The organism is Bacillus sp. ABR (assembly GCF_056172715.1).
This window is the reverse complement of sequence record NZ_JAOYSL010000003.1, coordinates 256,501-275,745: the sequence shown is the minus strand read 5'-3', so window position 1 is coordinate 275,745 and position 19,245 is coordinate 256,501. Positions and strand designations below refer to the sequence as shown.

The following is a 19,245-nucleotide window of genomic DNA, read 5'->3' as shown; positions in this document are numbered from 1 at the left end:
AGTCCTATTTCATAAATGAGGTGTAACGACATGAGACAATCCCTGACTTTCATTCCAACTCTTCGAGAGGTGCCGGCAGATGCTGAGGCAAAAAGCCATCAACTCTTAGTAAGAGCTGGATTTATTAGACAAAATACAAGTGGAATCTATCATTATCTGCCGCTTGCGCATAAAGTCATTCAGCATATTCAATCCATCGTCCGCAAGGAAATGGAAAAGGCAGGCGCAGCTGAGCTGTTAATGCCAGTGCTTCAGCAGGCAGAAATGTGGCAAGAGTCAGGAAGATGGTATACATACGGTCCAGAACTGATGCGTATGAAGGATCGCCATGGCCGCGAATTTGCGCTTGGTCCAACCCACGAAGAAGTGATTACATCATTAGTACGCAGTGAAGTGAAATCGTATAAGAAGCTACCTTTAACTCTATATCAAATTCAATCAAAATTCCGTGATGAACAGAGACCACGCTTTGGACTGCTGCGCGGACGTGAATTTATTATGAAGGATGCATACTCATTCCATTCTTCACCAGAAAGCCTTGACGAGACATACAACAAAATGTTTACAGCTTACTCTAATGTGTTCTCAAAAGTGGGTCTCAACTTTAGACCAGTCATTGCAGATTCTGGGGCAATGGGCGGAAAAGATACACATGAGTTCATGGCACTCTCAGAGGTCGGAGAGGATACCATCGCTTATTCTGATACTTCCTCATATGCTGCAAACATTGAAATGGCTGAGGCTGTATATCACGGAGAAGAAGCAAATCCTGCGGACTTCAAAGAGCTTGAAAAAGTCCACACGCCGCAAGCGAAAACAATTCAAGATGTGGCTGGATTATTAGAAGTTGATCCTTCTGCATGCATGAAATCTGTTTTGTTTAAAGCAGACGATGCGTATGTTCTCATCCTTACTAGAGGCGATCATGAAGTAAATGATGTGAAAGTGAAAAACTTAGTAGGAGCACAGCTTGTCGAACTAGCATCACGCGAAGAAGTGCTAGAAGTCATTGGAACTGAGCCTGGATTTGTTGGACCTGTTAAACTGGAAGCAGAAGTCGATATTTATGCGGACCTTGCTGTGAAGGGAATGACAAATGCAGTCGCTGGTGCAAATGAAGCGGATTATCACTATGTCAATGTCAACCCTGCACGTGATGTGTCAGTGAAAGAATTCACAGATCTTCGCTTGATTCAAGAAGGAGATGTTTCTCCAGACGGGGAAGGCACCATCCAGTTTGCAAAAGGGATTGAAGTAGGACAAGTCTTTAAACTTGGCACTCGTTATTCTGAGTCAATGGATGCAACGTACCTTGATGAGAATGGACGTGCGCAGCCAATGATTATGGGCTGCTATGGCATCGGCATCTCTAGAACTCTTTCAGCGATTGTTGAACAGCATCATGATGAGAAAGGAATCATTTGGCCGGAAACAGTGGCACCATATGACCTTCACCTCCTTGCATTAAATATGAAAAACGATGCGCAAAAAGAACTGGCTGAAACGTTGTACGATCGCTTAGAAGATGAAGGCTTTGACGTACTTTTCGATGACCGCCAGGAGCGTGCAGGAGTGAAATTTGCAGACAGTGATTTAATTGGACTGCCAATTCGCATTAGCTGCGGTAAACGTTCAGAAGAAGGTATTGTTGAAGTGAAGTTTAGAAAATCAGGTGAATCACATGAAGTATCTGTTGATGATCTGATTTCATTTATACGCCAAGCATAAAACGAACAAAAAAATGAAGGTACCTCCTGTAGAAAAGAGGTACCTTTCTGATTGACAAAAGGAGGGTCCTGTCTTGGATGAACAATTACCGATCACACGGCGGCAATTTCATATATTACTCAATCAGATTCAAATGACAGATGATGACCTCAGTCGTTACTTTGAAGAAGGAGAAATCGTCAAATTGACGGTGCACAAAGCGACGAAAACATGGCATTTCCTTTTTAAATTTAAGGCTCTTTTGCCTTACAAAGTATACGCCATGTTTCTCAGCAGACTGACAAATGCATTTTCTCATATTGCACAAATTACTTGTACGATTGAAGTAAGTGATCCGCACATCTCTGAAGAACTCGTGCAATCGTACTGGTCACATTGTGTGGAAGAACTTCAAGGAATTTCTCCCCCAATCATCAGTTTGCTTCAGCAGCAAAAGCCATCGCTGTCTGGTCATAAAATCATCATTAAAACGAAAAGCGAAACAGAGGCACTCGCTATTAAGAAGAAGTACAGCCCGATGCTCCAGGCCGCATTTAAACAAGTAGGTTTTCCAGAGCTGCAATTCGATACAGAAATTTTTGTATCAGATCAAGAGATTCAGAAGTTCAGAGAACAAAAGCTTGCTGAAGATCAAGAAAGAGCCATGCAAGCCCTCACTGAGATGGAGAAGAAAGAAAGTGAGGAGCAGGATGAAGCTCCGTCAGGCCCTCTGATGATTGGCTATCAAATCAAAGACAATGAAGAAATTCGTACGCTTGACAGTATCATGGACGAGGAAAGAAGAATCACCGTTCAAGGCTACGTATTCGATGCAGAAACGCGTGAGCTGAAAAGCGGGAGAACGCTTTGTATCTTTAAGATCACTGATTATACAAATAGTATATTGATCAAAATGTTTGCAAGAGAAAAAGAAGATGCTCAACTGATGAAATCATTGAAAAAAGGCATGTGGGTGAAAGCAAGAGGAAGCATTCAAAATGATACGTTTGTCAGAGATCTTGTCATGATCGCTAATGATGTCAATGAAATGAAACCGCAGCTGAAAGAAGATACAGCACCTGAGGGTGAAAAGCGTGTGGAGCTTCATTTACATTCACCTATGAGCCAAATGGATGCTGTCACTGGCATCGGCAGGCTTGTTGAACAAGCAAAAAAATGGGGACATGAAGCCATTGCTCTGACAGATCATGCCGTTGTACAATCCTTCCCGGATGCGTATGCAGCAAGTAAAAAGCATGGCATCAAAATGATGTACGGTGTGGAAATCAATTTAGTGGACGACGGGGTACCGATTGCGTATAACCCAGAGCACCGCTTGTTAGAGGATGCGACATATGTCGTATTTGACGTAGAGACAACTGGACTTTCAGCCGTTTATGACACGATCATTGAGCTGGCAGCAGTGAAAATCAAAGGCGGGGAAATCATTGACCGCTTTGAGGCGTTTGCAAATCCCCATCACCCGTTATCAGCGACAACCATCGAATTAACAGGTATCACCGATGATATGGTGAGAGATGCACCAGATGTCGTCGACGTCGTACGGGATTTCAAAGAATGGATTGGACAAGATATTCTTGTTGCGCACAATGCGAGCTTTGATATGGGCTTTTTAAATGCAGCGTATAAACGCCTCTTAAAAACAGATAAAGCGTCAAACCCTGTCATTGATACACTTGAACTTGGCCGTTTCCTTTACCCAGAATTTAAAAATCACCGGCTGAACACCCTCTGTAAAAAGTTTGATATTGAACTAACGCAGCATCACCGAGCGATTTATGATGCAGAGGCGACAGGCTATCTCATGCTGAAGATGCTAAAAGATGCGGCTGAAAAAGAGATTGCCTATCACGATCAATTGAATGAAAACATGGGGCAGTCGAATGCTTACCAGCGCTCACGTCCTTACCATGCAACTTTGATTGCTCAAAATGAGACAGGTCTTAAGAATTTATTTAAGCTTGTTTCACTTTCTCATATTCATTATTTCTACCGGGTTCCGCGTATTCCACGCTCCCAGCTTGAGAAATATCGAGAAGGTTTAATTGTTGGGTCTGCTTGTGATAAGGGTGAGGTATTTGAAGGAATGATGCAAAAGTCACCTGACGAGGTGGAAGACATTGCAGCATTTTATGACTATTTAGAGGTACATCCGCCAGAAGTGTATCAGCACCTGTTGCAGCTTGAGCTAGTTCGAGATGAACGTGCGTTAAAAGAAATCATCACAAACATTGTCAAACTTGGCGAAAAGCTGAATAAACCAGTTGTGGCGACTGGAAATGTACATTACCTGCATCCAGAAGACAAAATTTATCGTAAAATCTTAATTTCATCACAAGGTGGAGCGAATCCGCTGAACAGACATGAACTGCCAAAAGTTCATTTTAGAACGACAGATGAAATGCTCGAAGCATTCTCCTTCCTAGGAGACGAAAAAGCGAAAGAGATTGTCGTAACAAATACGCAAAAAGTATCTGAGATGGTCGAAAGCATTAAACCTATCAAAGATGATCTTTACACACCAAAAATTGAAGGTGCAGATGAAGAAATACGGGAAATGAGCTATCAAATGGCGCGTAGTATCTACGGAGATGACCTGCCGAAAATCGTAGAAGACCGCATTGAGAAAGAATTAAAAAGTATTATCGGTCATGGTTTCGCCGTTATTTACTTAATCTCTCATAAGCTCGTAAAAAAATCACTTGATGATGGATATCTTGTTGGTTCAAGGGGATCTGTCGGATCATCTCTTGTTGCGACATTAACAGAGATTACTGAAGTAAATCCACTTGCACCTCATTATGTATGCCCAAGCTGTAAGCACTCTGAGTTCTTTAATGACGGATCTGTTGGTTCAGGCTTTGACCTTCCTGATAAAGACTGTCCTGAATGTGGAACGCCGTATAAAAAAGATGGACATGATATTCCGTTTGAAACGTTCTTAGGTTTTAAAGGAGACAAAGTCCCTGATATTGACTTGAACTTCTCAGGTGAATATCAGCCGATAGCGCATAACTATACGAAAGAGTTGTTCGGAGAAGAGTATGTATACCGAGCAGGTACGATTGGTACCGTTGCAGAAAAAACAGCATACGGTTACGTGAAAGGCTATGCAGGGGATCATAACCTTCATATGAGAGGTGCTGAAATCGACCGGCTTGTACAAGGCTGTACAGGGGTAAAACGGACAACGGGCCAGCATCCAGGCGGGATTATCGTTGTGCCGGATTATATGGATATTTACGATTTCTCACCTATTCAATACCCAGCAGATGCGACAGGTTCTGATTGGAAGACGACACATTTTGATTTTCATTCGATTCATGATAACTTGCTCAAGCTGGATATTCTTGGGCACGATGATCCAACGGTCATTCGTATGCTTCAAGATTTAAGCGGAATCGATCCAAAAACGATTCCAACAGATGACCCTGAAGTCATGAAGATTTTCCAAGGGACAGAGCCGCTAGGTGTAACAGAAGAGCAAATAGGCTGTAAAACAGGTACACTCGGTATCCCGGAATTTGGAACAAGATTTGTTCGGCAAATGCTAGAGGATACAAAACCAACGACCTTCTCAGAGCTTGTTCAGATTTCTGGACTCTCACACGGTACGGATGTATGGCTCGGAAACGCACAAGAGCTCATTCACAATAAAACGTGTGAACTAAGTGAAGTCATTGGGTGCCGTGATGATATTATGGTCTATCTCATCTATCAAGGCTTAGAGCCGTCACTTGCCTTTAAAATCATGGAATCTGTTCGTAAAGGAAAGGGGCTTCCTCCTGAATGGGAAGAAGAAATGAAGAATAATAATGTACCAAACTGGTATATTGATTCTTGTAAAAAGATCAAATACATGTTCCCTAAAGCCCACGCGGCTGCATATGTATTGATGGCTGTTCGTATTGCTTATTTCAAGGTGCATCATGCACTCCTGTACTATGCGGCTTACTTTACTGTTCGTGCGGATGACTTTGATATTGAAACGATGACAAAAGGATCGAATGCGATTCGAGCCGTTATGGATGATATTAATTCAAAAGGTTTAGATGCATCACCGAAAGAAAAGAACCTATTAACTGTGCTAGAGCTTGCACTTGAAATGTGTGAAAGAGGCTACCACTTCAAAAAGGTGGACCTGTACCGCTCAAGTGCAACAGAGTTTATCATTGATGGAGACGGATTAATTCCGCCATTCAACTCGATCCCTGGACTCGGCACAAACGTTGCATTAAATATTGTCCGCGCGCGGCAAGATGGGGAATTCCTTTCAAAAGAAGATTTACAAAAGCGTGGAAAAGTCTCAAAGACTATCCTTGAGTATTTAGATCGTCAAGGCTGTTTAGAAGCACTTCCTGATCAAAATCAGCTTTCTTTATTCTAATGTGATGAATAAGAGCGCCCTTAAAAGGGCGTTCTTTTCTATATATACAATAATATTATTATGTTAACTAATAAAGATTTTTCACCAACTGGAATTATTTTCATATCCATTCATATATCTTGATTTAGCGTGATGTTTTAAGAGAAGAGATTGTATGTCATTCTTTCTACCCAAATAGAGCTCAAAAGAGAATTTCGCCGTCTGAAATGTTCTTAAGCGACATATGATCATTCTGGGTACAGTCAGAAGGAGAATCAAGAGAAAACTTCGATGAGCGTAAAGCTGATTGCTGTTTACTATGCTTATTTTTGAAACATATTTGATTCTTTTCAAAACTGTACAGATCACGAAACGAAGTATCAAAAGGAGGCGGTGCGTCTATTGATCAATGTTTCACTAAAAAGAAGGGGTGAGCAATAGAGAAATGGCATCTTACAACTATGTAGAGGTTTTACAAAAATCCATGCTTTTTTATGAAGCGCAGCGGTCAGGCCGGCTTCCGGAAAACAATCGTCTTAACTGGCGGGGAGATTCTGGGCTAGAGGACGGGAAGGATGTTGGGCATGATTTAACTGGCGGCTGGTATGATGCAGGAGATCATGTGAAATTTGGACTTCCGATGGCTTATTCAGCAGCCGTGCTTGCATGGACAGTATATGAATACCGGGAAGCTTATGAAGAGGCGGAGCTGCTTGATGAGATATTAGATCAAATCAAGTGGGCAACGGATTATTTCTTGAAAGCACATACGGGCCCGAATGAATTTTGGGCGCAAGTAGGTGATGGAAATGCTGATCATGCTTGGTGGGGACCAGCAGAAGTGATGCCGATGAACCGGCCAGCTTTTAAAATTGATGAACATTGTCCTGGAACAGAAGTAGCTGCACAAACTGCGGCGGCTTTAGCAGCAGGTTCTATCATTTTTAAAGAAACAGATGCGTCTTATGCGGCAAAGCTTTTGACGCACGCCAAACAGCTATATGCATTTGCTGACAAGTATCGCGGCAAATATTCAGATTGTGTCACCAATGCGCAGCCATTTTACAACTCCTGGAGCGGCTATGTTGACGAACTGATTTGGGGCGGAATCTGGCTGTACTTGGCGACAAATGAAGAAACTTATTTAAACCAAGCATTAAAAGCGGTAGAGGAATGGCCGAAGGATTGGGATTATACGTTTACCATGTCATGGGACAATACTTTTTTTGCTTCACAAATTTTACTTGCAAGAATCACGAAAGAGAACAGATTTATAGAATCCACTGAGCGCAATCTTGATTACTGGACCACAGGTCTTGTTCAAAATGGAAAAGTAGAAAGAATCACCTATACGCCTGGTGGTTTGGCATGGCTAGATCAATGGGGTTCACTTCGTTATGCCGCAAATGCAGCATTTTTAGCCTTTGTTTATGCTGATTGGGTATCTGATCAAGAAAAGAAGAATCGATATCAATCGTTTGCAATCAAGCAAACTCACTATATGTTAGGTGATAATCCGCTGAATAGAAGCTACGTCGTTGGGTTTGGCCAGAATCCGCCGAAGCACCCGCACCATCGTACTGCACATGGCTCATGGTCTAACCAGCTGACAAACCCTCCAAATCACCGGCACACACTTTATGGAGCGCTTGTTGGAGGTCCTAATGCACAGGATCAATATGACGATGACATCTCTGATTATATATCTAACGAAGTGGCGACTGATTATAATGCCGCCTTTACTGGAAATATCGCCAAAATGGTGCAGCTCTTTGGTCAAGGCCAATCAAAGCTGCCAAATTTCCCGCCTAAAGAACAGGTGGAGGATGAGTTCTTTGTAGAGGCAGCTGTGATGCATAACGATACAACATCTACTCAAGTGAAAGCAGTGCTGTACAACAGGTCCGGCTGGCCGGCAAGAACCAGTCAAACACTCTCCTTCAGATATTACGTTAATCTGAGCGAGGTCTTTGCAAAGGGATTGACTGAAAAGGATATTCAGGTGACAGCAGCCTACAATGAAGGCGCTTCCTTATCGCCTTTAAAGGTATATGACGCATCAGCTCGCGTCTATTTTGCAGAAATTGATTTTACCGGCGTAGCTATTTCTCCTAGAGGAGAATCTGAGCATAAGAAGGAAATACAATTTCGAATATCTGCTCCAAATGGATCGAATATATGGGATGCCTCAAATGATTATTCCTATCAAGGATTAACATCCACTATGCAAAAAACAACGAAGATTCCTGTCTTTGACGATGGTGCTTTAGTATTTGGCACACTTCCAGACAAATAAAAATCAACGATTTTATTGAAAGGGTGAAGGACTTGTCAAATAAAGAACGGTTTTTAACGCTTTATCATCAAATCAAAAGCGATGCGAATGGATATTTTTCACCAGAAGGAATTCCGTACCATTCAATCGAGACGCTCATTTGTGAAGCGCCTGATTACGGACATATGACAACTTCGGAAGCGTATAGCTATTGGCTATGGCTTGAGGTGCTGTACGGACATTACACAGGGGATTGGAGCAAATTAGAGGCAGCTTGGGACAATATGGAGAAGTACATCATCCCAGTCAATGAAGATGGGCATGATGAGCAGCCGCATATGAATGCTTATAATCCGTCCAGTCCAGCCACATATGCAGCAGAGAAACCATTTCCGGATCAATACCCAAGCCAATTAACCGGTGCCCGTCCTGCTGGTCAAGATCCAATTGATGGTGAATTAAAATCAACCTATGGATCGAATGAAACGTATTTAATGCACTGGCTCCTTGACGTAGATAACTGGTATGGCTATGGGAACTTGCTCAACCCATCACATACAGCCGCATATGTGAACACATTCCAGCGTGGTCCACAGGAATCTGTATGGGAGTCCATCCCTCATCCATCACAAGACGATAAATCTTTTGGTAAGCCGAATGAAGGCTTTATGAGCTTGTTCACAAAAGAAAATCAAGCTCCAGCTGCTCAGTGGCGTTATACGAATGCAACAGATGCTGATGCACGTGCGATACAAGCGATGTATTGGGCGAAGGAGCTCGGCTATAATCAGACAGCTTATCTTGATAAAGCGAAAAAAATGGGGGATTTCCTCCGTTACGGTATGTACGATAAATATTTTCAAACGATTGGAAGCGGGAAGCAGGGGAATCCGTATCCTGGAAACGGAAAGGGTGCCTGTCATTACTTAATGGCTTGGTATACCTCTTGGGGTGGAGGACTCGGGGAGTATGCAAACTGGTCATGGCGTATCGGAGCGAGCCATTGTCATCAGGGATATCAAAATCCTGTCGCTGCTTATGCTTTATCCTCAGATAAAGGAGGCCTAAAGCCATCTTCTGCTACTGGGGCAAGCGATTGGGAAAAAACATTAAAGAGGCAGCTTGAATTTTACGTATGGCTTCAATCGAAAGAGGGAGCCATAGCAGGAGGCGCAACCAATAGCTGGAATGGAGACTATAGTGCTTATCCGGCGGGAAGAAGTACTTTTTACGATATGGCATATGAAGATGCGCCTGTTTACCTTGATCCGCCATCAAATAACTGGTTTGGAATGCAGGCGTGGCCAATGGAGCGCGTAGCAGAGCTTTATTATATTTTTGTCAAAGATGGCGACAAAACATCTGAAAATGTCCAAATGGCCAAATCTGCCATAACAAAATGGGTCAACTATGCATTAGATTATATTTTTATCGGCAGCCGTCCTGTGTCGGATGAAGAGGGTTATTTCTTAGATGAGCAAGGACAGAGAATTCTAGGAGGAACAAATGTTTCGGTTGCTACAACAAGTGCGCCTGGAGAGTTTTGGCTACCTGGAAATATTGCTTGGAGCGGACAGCCTGATACTTGGAATGGATTCCAGTCTGCAACAGGAAATCCAAATTTAACAGCTGTCACAAAAGATCCAACTCAGGATACAGGCGTATTAGGGAGTCTTGCCAAAGCTTTGATTTTCTTTGCTGCAGCCACAAAGCTGGAAACAGGTGATTATACAGCGCTTGGTGCAAGAGCGAAAGATGCAGCCGCGCAGCTTCTAGAGGTTGCATGGAATTACAATGATGGCGTCGGCATAGTGACCGAGGAAGATAGAGAAGACTATGACCGTTTCTTTAGAAAAGAAGTGTATTTTCCAAATGGATGGAACGGGACATTTGGTCAAGGAAATCAGATTCCTGGAGCCAGCACCGTTCCTTCTGACCCGCAGCGAGGAGGGAATGGGGTCTATACGAGTTTTGCTGACCTTCGTCCGAAGATTAAACAAGATCCAGCGTGGTCTTCACTCGAAAGTAAATATCAGTCTTCATTTAATGAAGCTACAGGCAAATGGGAGAATGGCGCACCAGTTTTCACTTATCACCGCTTCTGGTCTCAAGTGGATATGGCCACTGCCTATGCTGAATATCATCGTCTGATCAACTAAGAGATCAAAGGTCAAATTCAAGCTGTCGGCTTCTAGCCGGCAGTTTGAATAGAAAATATCAAGAATCCAATGAAGATAAGGGTGAGTTTATATGGTCAAAGAAAGAAGTTTTCTTCATCATTCATTCAATAGGGGCGAAAATGGACAGGACAGTCTGATGTGGAAAAAAGAGGCGGATGATCGAATCTCAGAGCATAGACAAAGAGATCTTGTGATCAACGTAACAAACGGTGAAAAAAAGCCAATAGCAGGTATAGAGGTTGAAATAAAGCAAATCAGACATGAATTCGCCTTTGGTTCAGCGATGAATGATCAAGTGTTATTTAATCAACAATATGCTGATTTTTTCGTGAAACATTTTAATTGGGCTGTTTTTGAAAATGAGGCAAAATGGTATGCGAATGAGCCACAAAGAGGGAGAATCACCTACGAAAAAGCAGATGCGATGCTGAATTTTGCAGATCGACATCAGCTTCCAGTGAGAGGGCACGCTTTGTTTTGGGAGGTAGAGGATGCGAATCCAAGCTGGCTAAGGTCACTGCCAAATCACGAAGTATATGAAGCCATGAAAAACCGGCTTGAGCATGCGGGCAATCACTTTAAGGGAAGGTTCCGTCATTGGGATGTAAACAATGAAATGATGCATGGTTCATTTTTTAAAGATCGCTTTGGGAAAAATATTTGGAAGTGGATGTATGAAGAAACGAAAAAAATTGATCCTCAAGCACTATTGTTTGTGAATGATTATAATGTGATCTCATATGGTGAACACCATGCCTATAAAGCGCATATCAATGAACTGCGTCAGTTAGGCGCACCTATTGAGGCGATTGGGGTTCAAGGCCATTTTGAAGAACGGGTCGATCCAGTCATTGTCAAAGAGAGACTCGATGTGCTTGCTGAGCTAGGTCTTCCAATATGGGTCACAGAGTACGATTCGGTTCACCCTGACCCTAATCGAAGAGCGGATAACCTGGAAGCTTTATATCGCGTCGCATTTAGTCATCCAGCCGTAAAAGGAGTGCTAATGTGGGGATTTTGGGCAGGTGCCCATTGGAGAGGGGAAAATGCAGCCATCGTGAATTATGATTGGTCTTTAAATGAAGCAGGAAGACGTTATGAAAAGCTTCTAAATGAGTGGACGACCCAAAGAGTTGAAAAAACAGATGCTAATGGCCATGTGAGATGTCCAGCATTTCACGGAACATATGAGGTTAGAATCGGTAAAGAAAGTAAAATGTTGAAACAGCAGACGATTGAACTTGATTCAAATGAACAAACACCGTTTCAACTAGACGTGATCCTGCCTCAAGAAGGATAGAGATAGATTGTGAGGAGAATGTAAATGAAAAAGTGGGCTCAAAGAGTATCTTGCTTCATACTTGTGGCCGCTATATGGTCCGGCTGGTTTTCGCTTACGATTAAAGCGGCCGCTTATGTGCAGACGTCTGGTACACAATTTACGCTGAACAATCAACCATTTTACTTCGCCGGCACAAATAATTACTATTTCCATTACAAATCTAAAAAAATGGTAGATGCTGTGTTCGATGATATGAAAGCAATGAATTTAAAGGTCATACGGATTTGGGGCTTTCACGACGGGGCCCCTCAAGAAAACTCAGTCTTACAATCTAGTCCAGGGGTCTATGAAGAATCGGGATTTCAAAAACTAGATTATGCCATTTATAAAGCAGGAAAGGAAGGAATAAAGCTTGTCATCCCACTAGTGAACAATTGGGATGACTTCGGCGGTATGAATCAATATGTGAAGTGGTTCGGGGCAGGATCGCATGATGCCTTTTATACAGATCCTCGTATTCAAAAGGCTTACAAAAATTATGTCCGCTATGTATTAGAAAGAACCAATACGTATACAGGTGTTCAATATAAAGACGATCCAGCTATTATGACTTGGGAGTTAGCCAACGAGCCGCGGATGCAGTCAGATCCAACGGGAAATGTACTAGTCAAATGGGCAGATGAAATGAGTACATGGATCAAATCGATTGATCGTCACCATCTTGTTGCAGTAGGAGATGAAGGATTCTTTCGTATACCAGGACATGAAGATTGGTTTTACGGAGGAGGGGAAGGCGTCGATTGGGACCGTCTAACATCTCTTCCTCATATCGATTATGGAACCTATCATTTGTACCCAGATCACTGGAACAAGTCTGCTGTCTGGGGAGTGAAATGGATCGAAGACCATATCACCCGCGGAAATTCAATCGGAAAACCAGTTGTGCTAGAAGAGTTTGGCTACCAAAATCAATCAGCTCGTCCAGGCGTATATCAAAGCTGGCTGTCAGCGGTAGAGCGGCTTGGAGGTGCTGGCAGTCAATTTTGGATTTTAACAAGCATTCAGGACGATGACTCGCTCTATCCGGATTATGACGGATTCCGCATCATAAAAGGGAGCAGGGAGGCAGCACTTATCAGTGAACATGCGAAAAGAATGAATGAAAAAAACCGATGATGAATGCCTGCTGAATAAGGAACTTCATTTGCATAAAAAAATTGGATATGGTATAGTTTTTATGGAAATGCTAACGATTACCGAGACAAGAGTGGGGAAACCCGCTCTTTTGTATTGAACAGGCAATTTTTGTCTCGACATTATTCATCCGTTTTCTGCTCCCCCTGCTCACATAAAGCAGGGTTTTTATGCAGAATGATTGATAAGAGCGTTTATCGAAAGCACAAGGAGGAAGAGAATGAGCAAAAAAGTAGTGGATGTCGTAAGCGAAATGGTGCAGCCAATTTTAGATGGCTTACAGCTTGAACTCGTTGATGTTGAATTTGTCAAAGAGGGTCAAAACTGGTTCCTTCGCGTGTTTATTGACTCTGATAAAGGTGTCGATATCGAAGAGTGTGCCAAAGTGAGCGAAGCCTTGAGCGAAAAGCTTGATGAGGCAGATCCGATTAGCCAAAACTACTTTCTTGAAGTGTCCTCTCCTGGAGCGGAGCGCCCATTAAAGAAAAAAGCTGATTTTGAAAAAGCACTTGGAAAAAATGTTTTCATGAAAACATATGAACCAATTGATGGTGAAAAAGCATTTGAAGGTGAGCTTACAAGCTTTGATGGTGAGATTGCAACAGTGACAGTGAAGATCAAGACAAGAAAGAAAGAGATCAATATTCCATACGAAAAAATAGCTAACGCAAGATTAGCAGTTTCGTTCAATTAACCTTTTCATTGATATAAGGGGGAACCATAAAAATGAGTAGTGAGTTGTTAGATGCCCTGACTGTTCTTGAGAAAGAGAAGGGTATTAGTAAAGAAATTATAATTGAAGCGATAGAAGCTGCACTCATTTCTGCATATAAGCGTAATTTTAATCAAGCACAAAATGTTCGTGTTGATTTAAACCGCGAAACGGGAACGATTCGTGTGTTCGCAAGAAAAGATGTTGTAGATGAAGTGTATGATTCTCGCCTTGAAATCTCTGTAGATGATGCAGCCAATATTAACCCGAATTACATGGTGGGTGACGTCGTTGAGATTGAAGTCACACCAAAAGACTTCGGACGCATTGCAGCTCAGACAGCGAAACAAGTTGTGACGCAGCGAGTGAGAGAAGCAGAGCGTGGTGTGATCTACACTGAGTTTATCGACCGCGAGGAAGACATTATGACGGGAATCGTTCAGCGAATTGACAGTAAATTCATTTACGTGTCACTTGGCAAAATCGAAGCCCTTCTTCCTGTCAATGAACAAATGCCAAATGAAGAATACAAACCTCATGACCGCATTAAAGTGTTCATTACAAAAGTAGAAAAAACAACAAAAGGGCCACAAATTTATGTGTCTAGAACACATCCAGGTCTTTTAAAGCGTTTATTTGAAATTGAAGTACCAGAAATTTATGATGGTACTGTAGAGCTTAAATCGGTTGCTAGAGAAGCTGGAGACCGTTCTAAAATATCTGTTCGTACAGATGATCCTGATGTTGATCCAGTTGGCTCCTGTGTTGGACCAAAAGGTCAGCGTGTACAAGCAATTGTCAATGAGCTAAAAGGCGAAAAAATTGACATTGTCCATTGGTCTAATGACCCGGTTGAATTTGTTGCCAATGCGCTGAGTCCATCAAAAGTACTTGATGTCATTGTGAATGAAGAAGACAAGGCGACAACAGTCATTGTCCCTGATTATCAGCTGTCATTAGCGATTGGTAAAAGAGGTCAAAATGCTCGTCTTGCAGCGAAGCTGACCAGCTGGAAAATTGACATTAAAAGCGAAACAGATGCAAGGGAACTCGGTATTTTCCCAAGAACTGAAGACTCTGAATCTCTTTTCTTAGAGGCTGAACCAGTTGCTGAGGAATCTGACGAATAAGAGGTGATATAAAAGGTGAAAAGCCGAAAAAAAATCCCGCTTAGAAAATGCGTCGTGACGGGAGAAATGAAACCAAAGAAAGAACTGATCCGTGTTGTTCGTTCGAAAGAAGGAGAAGTGTCTGTTGACGCTACCGGAAAAATGAACGGACGCGGGGCTTACCTTTCTCTCGATAAAGAAACCATTCTTGCGGCAAAGAACAAACGCAGTTTACAGCAGCAATTTCAGACACAGATTGACGAACACATATTTGAAGAATTACTAGAACTAGCTGAAAAGGTGAAAAAACCTAATGAATGAATCTGAATGGTATCCTTTGCTTGGTCTAGCAAATCGAGCTCGTAAAGTCGTGTCAGGAGAAGATCTGGTGATCAAAGAAATTAGACATGCGCGTGCTAAGCTGGTTCTTCTTGCAGCAGATGCCTCACCTAACACAGAAAAAAAGGTATCTGACAAATGCAAATTTTATAATGTTCCGGTTAGAAAAGTTGAAGACCGTTCCGTTCTCGGACGTTCTATTGGGAAAGAAGCTCGCGTAGTTGTCGCTGTCACTGACCAAGGCTTCGCTAAGAAGCTCATAAGCTTGCTCGATTAATTTATTTGGGGGTGAACGAATGGCTAAAGTGAGAGTATATGAATACGCAAAAGCCATAGATGTTTCAAGTAAAGATATTATAGCAGCGCTTAAGGATATGAACGTGGAAGTGAACAACCACATGGCGACGCTTGAAGACGACACTGTGAAAAAGCTAGACGCTATCTATAAAAAAGCCAAAGCAAAAGAGACAACTAACGAGAAACCCGCAGAACAAAAAAAACAATCATCTAACAAAAACAATGATAGAAAGAAGAATGACGTGCAGAATAATCAATTTAATAAAAACAAAAAAAACAACAACCAAAATAAAAACAAAAATAAACGTGGTGGAAATAACAAACCGCAGCATCAGCAAGCTAGACCTGTGAAGCCTAAAAAAGAGCTTCCTGAAAAAATTGAATTTACAAATTCAATGACTGTCGGCCAGCTGGCTGATGAGCTTGGAAAAGAAACAGCTGAAATCATCAAAAAGCTGATGATGCTTGGTGTTATGGCAACGATCAACCAAGAACTTGACAAAGATACAGTTGAATTAATCGCTTCTGAATATGGTGTTCCAGTAGAGGAAGTCATTATTTTAGAAGAAACTGAACTTGAAAAGTATGAAGTTGAAGATAAAGAAGAAGATATGCAAGTACGCCCTCCAGTTGTAACGATCATGGGACACGTTGACCACGGGAAAACAACTCTTCTTGACAGCATTCGTAAGACAAAAGTCGTCGAAGGCGAAGCAGGTGGAATCACGCAGCATATCGGTGCATACCAAATCGAAGAAAATGGCAAAAAAATTACGTTCCTTGATACACCTGGACACGCAGCATTCACAACGATGCGTGCACGTGGTGCCGAAGTAACGGATACGACAATTCTGGTTGTTGCAGCAGATGATGGTGTTATGCCTCAGACAATTGAAGCGATTAACCATGCGAAAGCGGCAGAAGTGCCAATCATTGTCGCTGTCAATAAAATTGACAAACCAACAGCAAACCCTGACCGCGTGATGCAGGAATTAACTGAGCATGGTCTTGTACCAGAAGCTTGGGGCGGGGAAACGATCTTCGTGCCACTATCTGCAAAAACAGGTGAAGGCATTGACGAATTGATCGAAATGATCCTTCTTGTCAGCGAAGTAGCAGAATTGAAAGCCAACCCAAATCGTGCGGCAAAAGGGACTGTTATCGAGGCTGAGCTTGATAAAGGAAGAGGTTCTGTTGCAACCCTTCTGGTTCAAACAGGTACACTTCATGTAGGTGACCCAATCGTCGTCGGAAATACATTTGGCCGTGTACGTGCAATGGTCAATGATATCGGCCGCCGCGTGAAAACAGCAGGACCATCTACACCTGTTGAAATCACTGGTTTAAACGATGTACCAAATGCAGGGGATCAGTTCCTCGTATTCAAAGATGAAAAAACAGCTCGTCAAGTTGGTGAGGCGCGTGCTTCTAAGCAGCTGGACGAACAGCGTTCAGACAAAGCAAAATTATCTCTAGACGACCTATTTGAGCAAATCAAACAAGGTGACGTAAAAGATATCAACTTGATCGTGAAAGCAGACGTACAAGGCTCTGCTGAAGCATTAACGGCAGCTCTTCAAAAAATTGAAGTCGAAGGCGTAAAAGTGAAAATCATCCATACGGGTGTTGGAGCGATTACGGAATCAGATATCATTTTAGCAAGTGCTTCTAATGCCATCGTGATTGGCTTTAACGTACGTCCTGATGGAAATGCGAAGAGCACAGCTGAGACTGAAAACGTTGATATCCGCTTGCACCGCATTATCTATAAAGTCATCGATGAAATTGAAGCTGCGATGAAAGGAATGCTTGACCCTGAATATGAAGAAAAAGTCATCGGTCAAGTTGAAGTTCGTCAAACGTTCAAAGTATCTAAAATCGGTACAATTGCTGGCGGCTATGTAACTGAAGGAACGATTACAAGAGATAGCGGAATCCGCTTAATCCGTGACGGCGTCGTTATTTTCGAAGGCGAAGTTGACGTGTTAAAACGATTTAAAGATGATGTGAAAGAAGTTTCACAAGGCTATGAATGTGGTATTACCATTAAGAAATACAATGATATCCGTGAAGGTGATGTTATGGAATCATTCGTTATGCAAGAAATCGAAAGAAAATGATCGGTTATACCGAATGTGAGTGTATGATCTATGATGCATCCTCACTGAAGGAAAAACGTGCGGTTCTTCAGCGTATATTGACTAGAACGCGTCATAAATTCAATGTAACCATTGCTGAAATGGATTACCAGGATACATGGCAGCGTACATCAATTGGAATCGCCGTGATTTCCTCATCTCGGGTTCAAGTGGAAAAGGAGCTTCAGCGTGTATTAAGCTTTATCGATTCTTTTCCTGAAATTGAACGAACGATCACGAAAACTGAGTGGTTTTAATTAGAGGTGATAAGATCATGAGTATGAGAGCAACCCGTGTGGGTGAGCAAATGAAAAAAGAATTGGGCGACATCCTAGGCAGAAAGCTAAAAGATCCAAGAATCGGCTTTTTGACTGTAACTGATGTCGAAGTATCCGGTGATTTGCAAATTGCCAAAGTCTACATTTCTGTTCTTGGCGACGAGAAGAAAAGAGAGGAAACCTTAAAAGGCCTTGCAAAGGCTAAAGGGTACATCCGCTCTGAAATTGGCAATCGAATCAGACTTCGCAAAACACCAGAACTTCATTTTGAATTCGACGAATCCGTAGATTACGGAAACCGAATTGAAAGCCTGATTGCTGAATTAAACACAAAAGATCACGAATAAGACGTTGAAATAAGGATAGGCGATGATCGTCTGTCCTTTTTCATCGTTTATGAAAGGAGAGAACGCAGATGATAAATGGTGTTCTTTTATTACATAAAGAAAGAGGCATGACCTCCCACGACTGTGTGTTTAAGGTAAGAAAAATTTTGCACACAAAAAAAGTCGGACATACAGGCACCCTCGACCCAGAGGTTTCAGGTGTTCTGCCTATTTGTATCGGAAGAGCAACGAAGATTGTAGAATACTTAACAGATAAATCGAAAACGTATGATGCAGAAATCACGATTGGCTTTTCTACGACAACAGAAGACCAAACAGGTGAGATCGTAGAAGAAAAAAAAGTGGAAAAACCGATCTCAGAAAGAGACATTGATGCGGCGCTGAAGCAGTTTGAAGGAACCATTGAACAAATTCCTCCCATGTTTTCTGCTGTGAAAATTGGCGGGAAAAAGCTCTATGAATATGCTAGAGAAGGCATTGAAATTGAGCGGCCGGCCCGTAAAATTACTATTCACCGTATCGAGCGGACTACACCTGTCACATATGAGGATGGCAGCGTGTCATTTAGATTCACCGTACTATGCTCAAAGGGAACATATGTGAGAACATTAGCGGTTGATATAGGCAAGAAACTAGGATTTCCAGCCCACATGTCACACCTCATTCGCACAGGGTCTGGTGATTTTACACTTGATGAATGTATCACGCTGGATGAGCTGAGAGAGATAAGCGAGGAAGGAACTGTAGATGAGCACCTTGTCCCGATCGAGCGTGCGCTCAATCATTTGCCGAAATGGGAGATAAATGATACATTAGCAAGTAAAGTGGAAAACGGTGCAGTCCTGCCAATGCCTGATGAATTTGCTCATTTCGCAGAGGAGGATCGTGTCGCTGTTTTTGCTCCTTCAGGTCGTTGTCTGGCGATATATATGAAGCACCCGACCAAACCGAACCTGATGAAGCCGGCGAAGATCTTATCTCAGGACAAGCAATCTTAAAG

Annotated in this window: 14 protein-coding genes; all 14 read left to right on the top strand. The window is 42.4% G+C overall.

Features of this window, described 5'->3' with window-relative positions:
- The first annotated feature begins 30 nt into the window (after positions 1 to 30).
- The gene (locus tag OIT90_RS11440) at positions 31 to 1,728 is read left to right on the top strand and encodes a proline--tRNA ligase (protein ID WP_474892576.1); all 1,698 of its coding nucleotides are present in this window, start codon (positions 31 to 33) and stop codon (positions 1,726 to 1,728) included.
- A gap of 73 nt (positions 1,729 to 1,801) precedes the next feature.
- The gene (locus tag OIT90_RS11435) at positions 1,802 to 6,115 is read left to right on the top strand and encodes a PolC-type DNA polymerase III (protein ID WP_039178587.1); all 4,314 of its coding nucleotides are present in this window, start codon (positions 1,802 to 1,804) and stop codon (positions 6,113 to 6,115) included.
- 424 nt (positions 6,116 to 6,539) lie between these two features.
- On the top strand, positions 6,540 to 8,390 hold the full coding sequence (locus tag OIT90_RS11430; RefSeq protein ID WP_474892619.1) for a glycoside hydrolase family 9 protein: 1,851 nt from the start codon (positions 6,540 to 6,542) through the stop codon (positions 8,388 to 8,390).
- 32 nt (positions 8,391 to 8,422) lie between these two features.
- The gene (locus OIT90_RS11425) at positions 8,423 to 10,528 is read left to right on the top strand and encodes a glycoside hydrolase family 48 protein (RefSeq protein WP_041084839.1); all 2,106 of its coding nucleotides are present in this window, start codon (positions 8,423 to 8,425) and stop codon (positions 10,526 to 10,528) included.
- Between the two features lie 91 nt (positions 10,529 to 10,619).
- Complete coding sequence (locus OIT90_RS11420) at positions 10,620 to 11,849, top strand: endo-1,4-beta-xylanase (RefSeq protein WP_058837692.1); 1,230 nt, start codon at positions 10,620 to 10,622, stop codon at positions 11,847 to 11,849.
- Between the two features lie 24 nt (positions 11,850 to 11,873).
- On the top strand, positions 11,874 to 13,007 hold the full coding sequence (locus tag OIT90_RS11415) for a glycoside hydrolase 5 family protein (protein WP_058837691.1): 1,134 nt from the start codon (positions 11,874 to 11,876) through the stop codon (positions 13,005 to 13,007).
- A gap of 238 nt (positions 13,008 to 13,245) precedes the next feature.
- Entirely contained in the window at positions 13,246 to 13,719 is a 474-nt protein-coding gene (gene rimP / locus OIT90_RS11410; RefSeq protein ID WP_003211398.1) for a ribosome maturation factor RimP, read from the top strand.
- A gap of 32 nt (positions 13,720 to 13,751) precedes the next feature.
- Entirely contained in the window at positions 13,752 to 14,867 is a 1,116-nt protein-coding gene (nusA, locus tag OIT90_RS11405; protein WP_024424140.1) for a transcription termination factor NusA, read from the top strand.
- 15 nt (positions 14,868 to 14,882) lie between these two features.
- Positions 14,883 to 15,167 carry an RNase P modulator RnpM gene (rnpM, locus tag OIT90_RS11400; RefSeq protein ID WP_024424139.1) on the top strand — a complete coding sequence of 95 codons (285 nt, stop codon included), beginning with the start codon at positions 14,883 to 14,885 and terminating at the stop codon, positions 15,165 to 15,167.
- A complete protein-coding gene (locus OIT90_RS11395) occupies positions 15,160 to 15,462 on the top strand; it encodes a YlxQ family RNA-binding protein (RefSeq protein WP_039178647.1) in 303 nt (100 codons plus the stop codon). Before rnpM ends, OIT90_RS11395 begins: the two co-directional genes overlap by 8 nt.
- A 19-nt stretch (positions 15,463 to 15,481) precedes the next feature.
- Positions 15,482 to 17,602 carry a translation initiation factor IF-2 gene (gene infB, locus OIT90_RS11390; RefSeq protein WP_041084836.1) on the top strand — a complete coding sequence of 707 codons (2,121 nt, stop codon included), beginning with the start codon at positions 15,482 to 15,484 and terminating at the stop codon, positions 17,600 to 17,602.
- Positions 17,599 to 17,877, top strand: a complete 279-nt coding sequence (locus OIT90_RS11385; RefSeq protein WP_024424137.1) for a DUF503 domain-containing protein — start codon at positions 17,599 to 17,601, stop codon at positions 17,875 to 17,877. Before infB ends, OIT90_RS11385 begins: the two co-directional genes overlap by 4 nt.
- A 17-nt stretch (positions 17,878 to 17,894) precedes the next feature.
- A complete protein-coding gene (gene rbfA, locus OIT90_RS11380) occupies positions 17,895 to 18,245 on the top strand; it encodes a 30S ribosome-binding factor RbfA (protein ID WP_007499525.1) in 351 nt (116 codons plus the stop codon).
- A gap of 68 nt (positions 18,246 to 18,313) precedes the next feature.
- The gene (gene truB / locus OIT90_RS11375; RefSeq protein WP_474892575.1) at positions 18,314 to 19,243 is read left to right on the top strand and encodes a tRNA pseudouridine(55) synthase TruB; all 930 of its coding nucleotides are present in this window, start codon (positions 18,314 to 18,316) and stop codon (positions 19,241 to 19,243) included.
- Positions 19,244 to 19,245 lie beyond the last annotated feature (2 nt).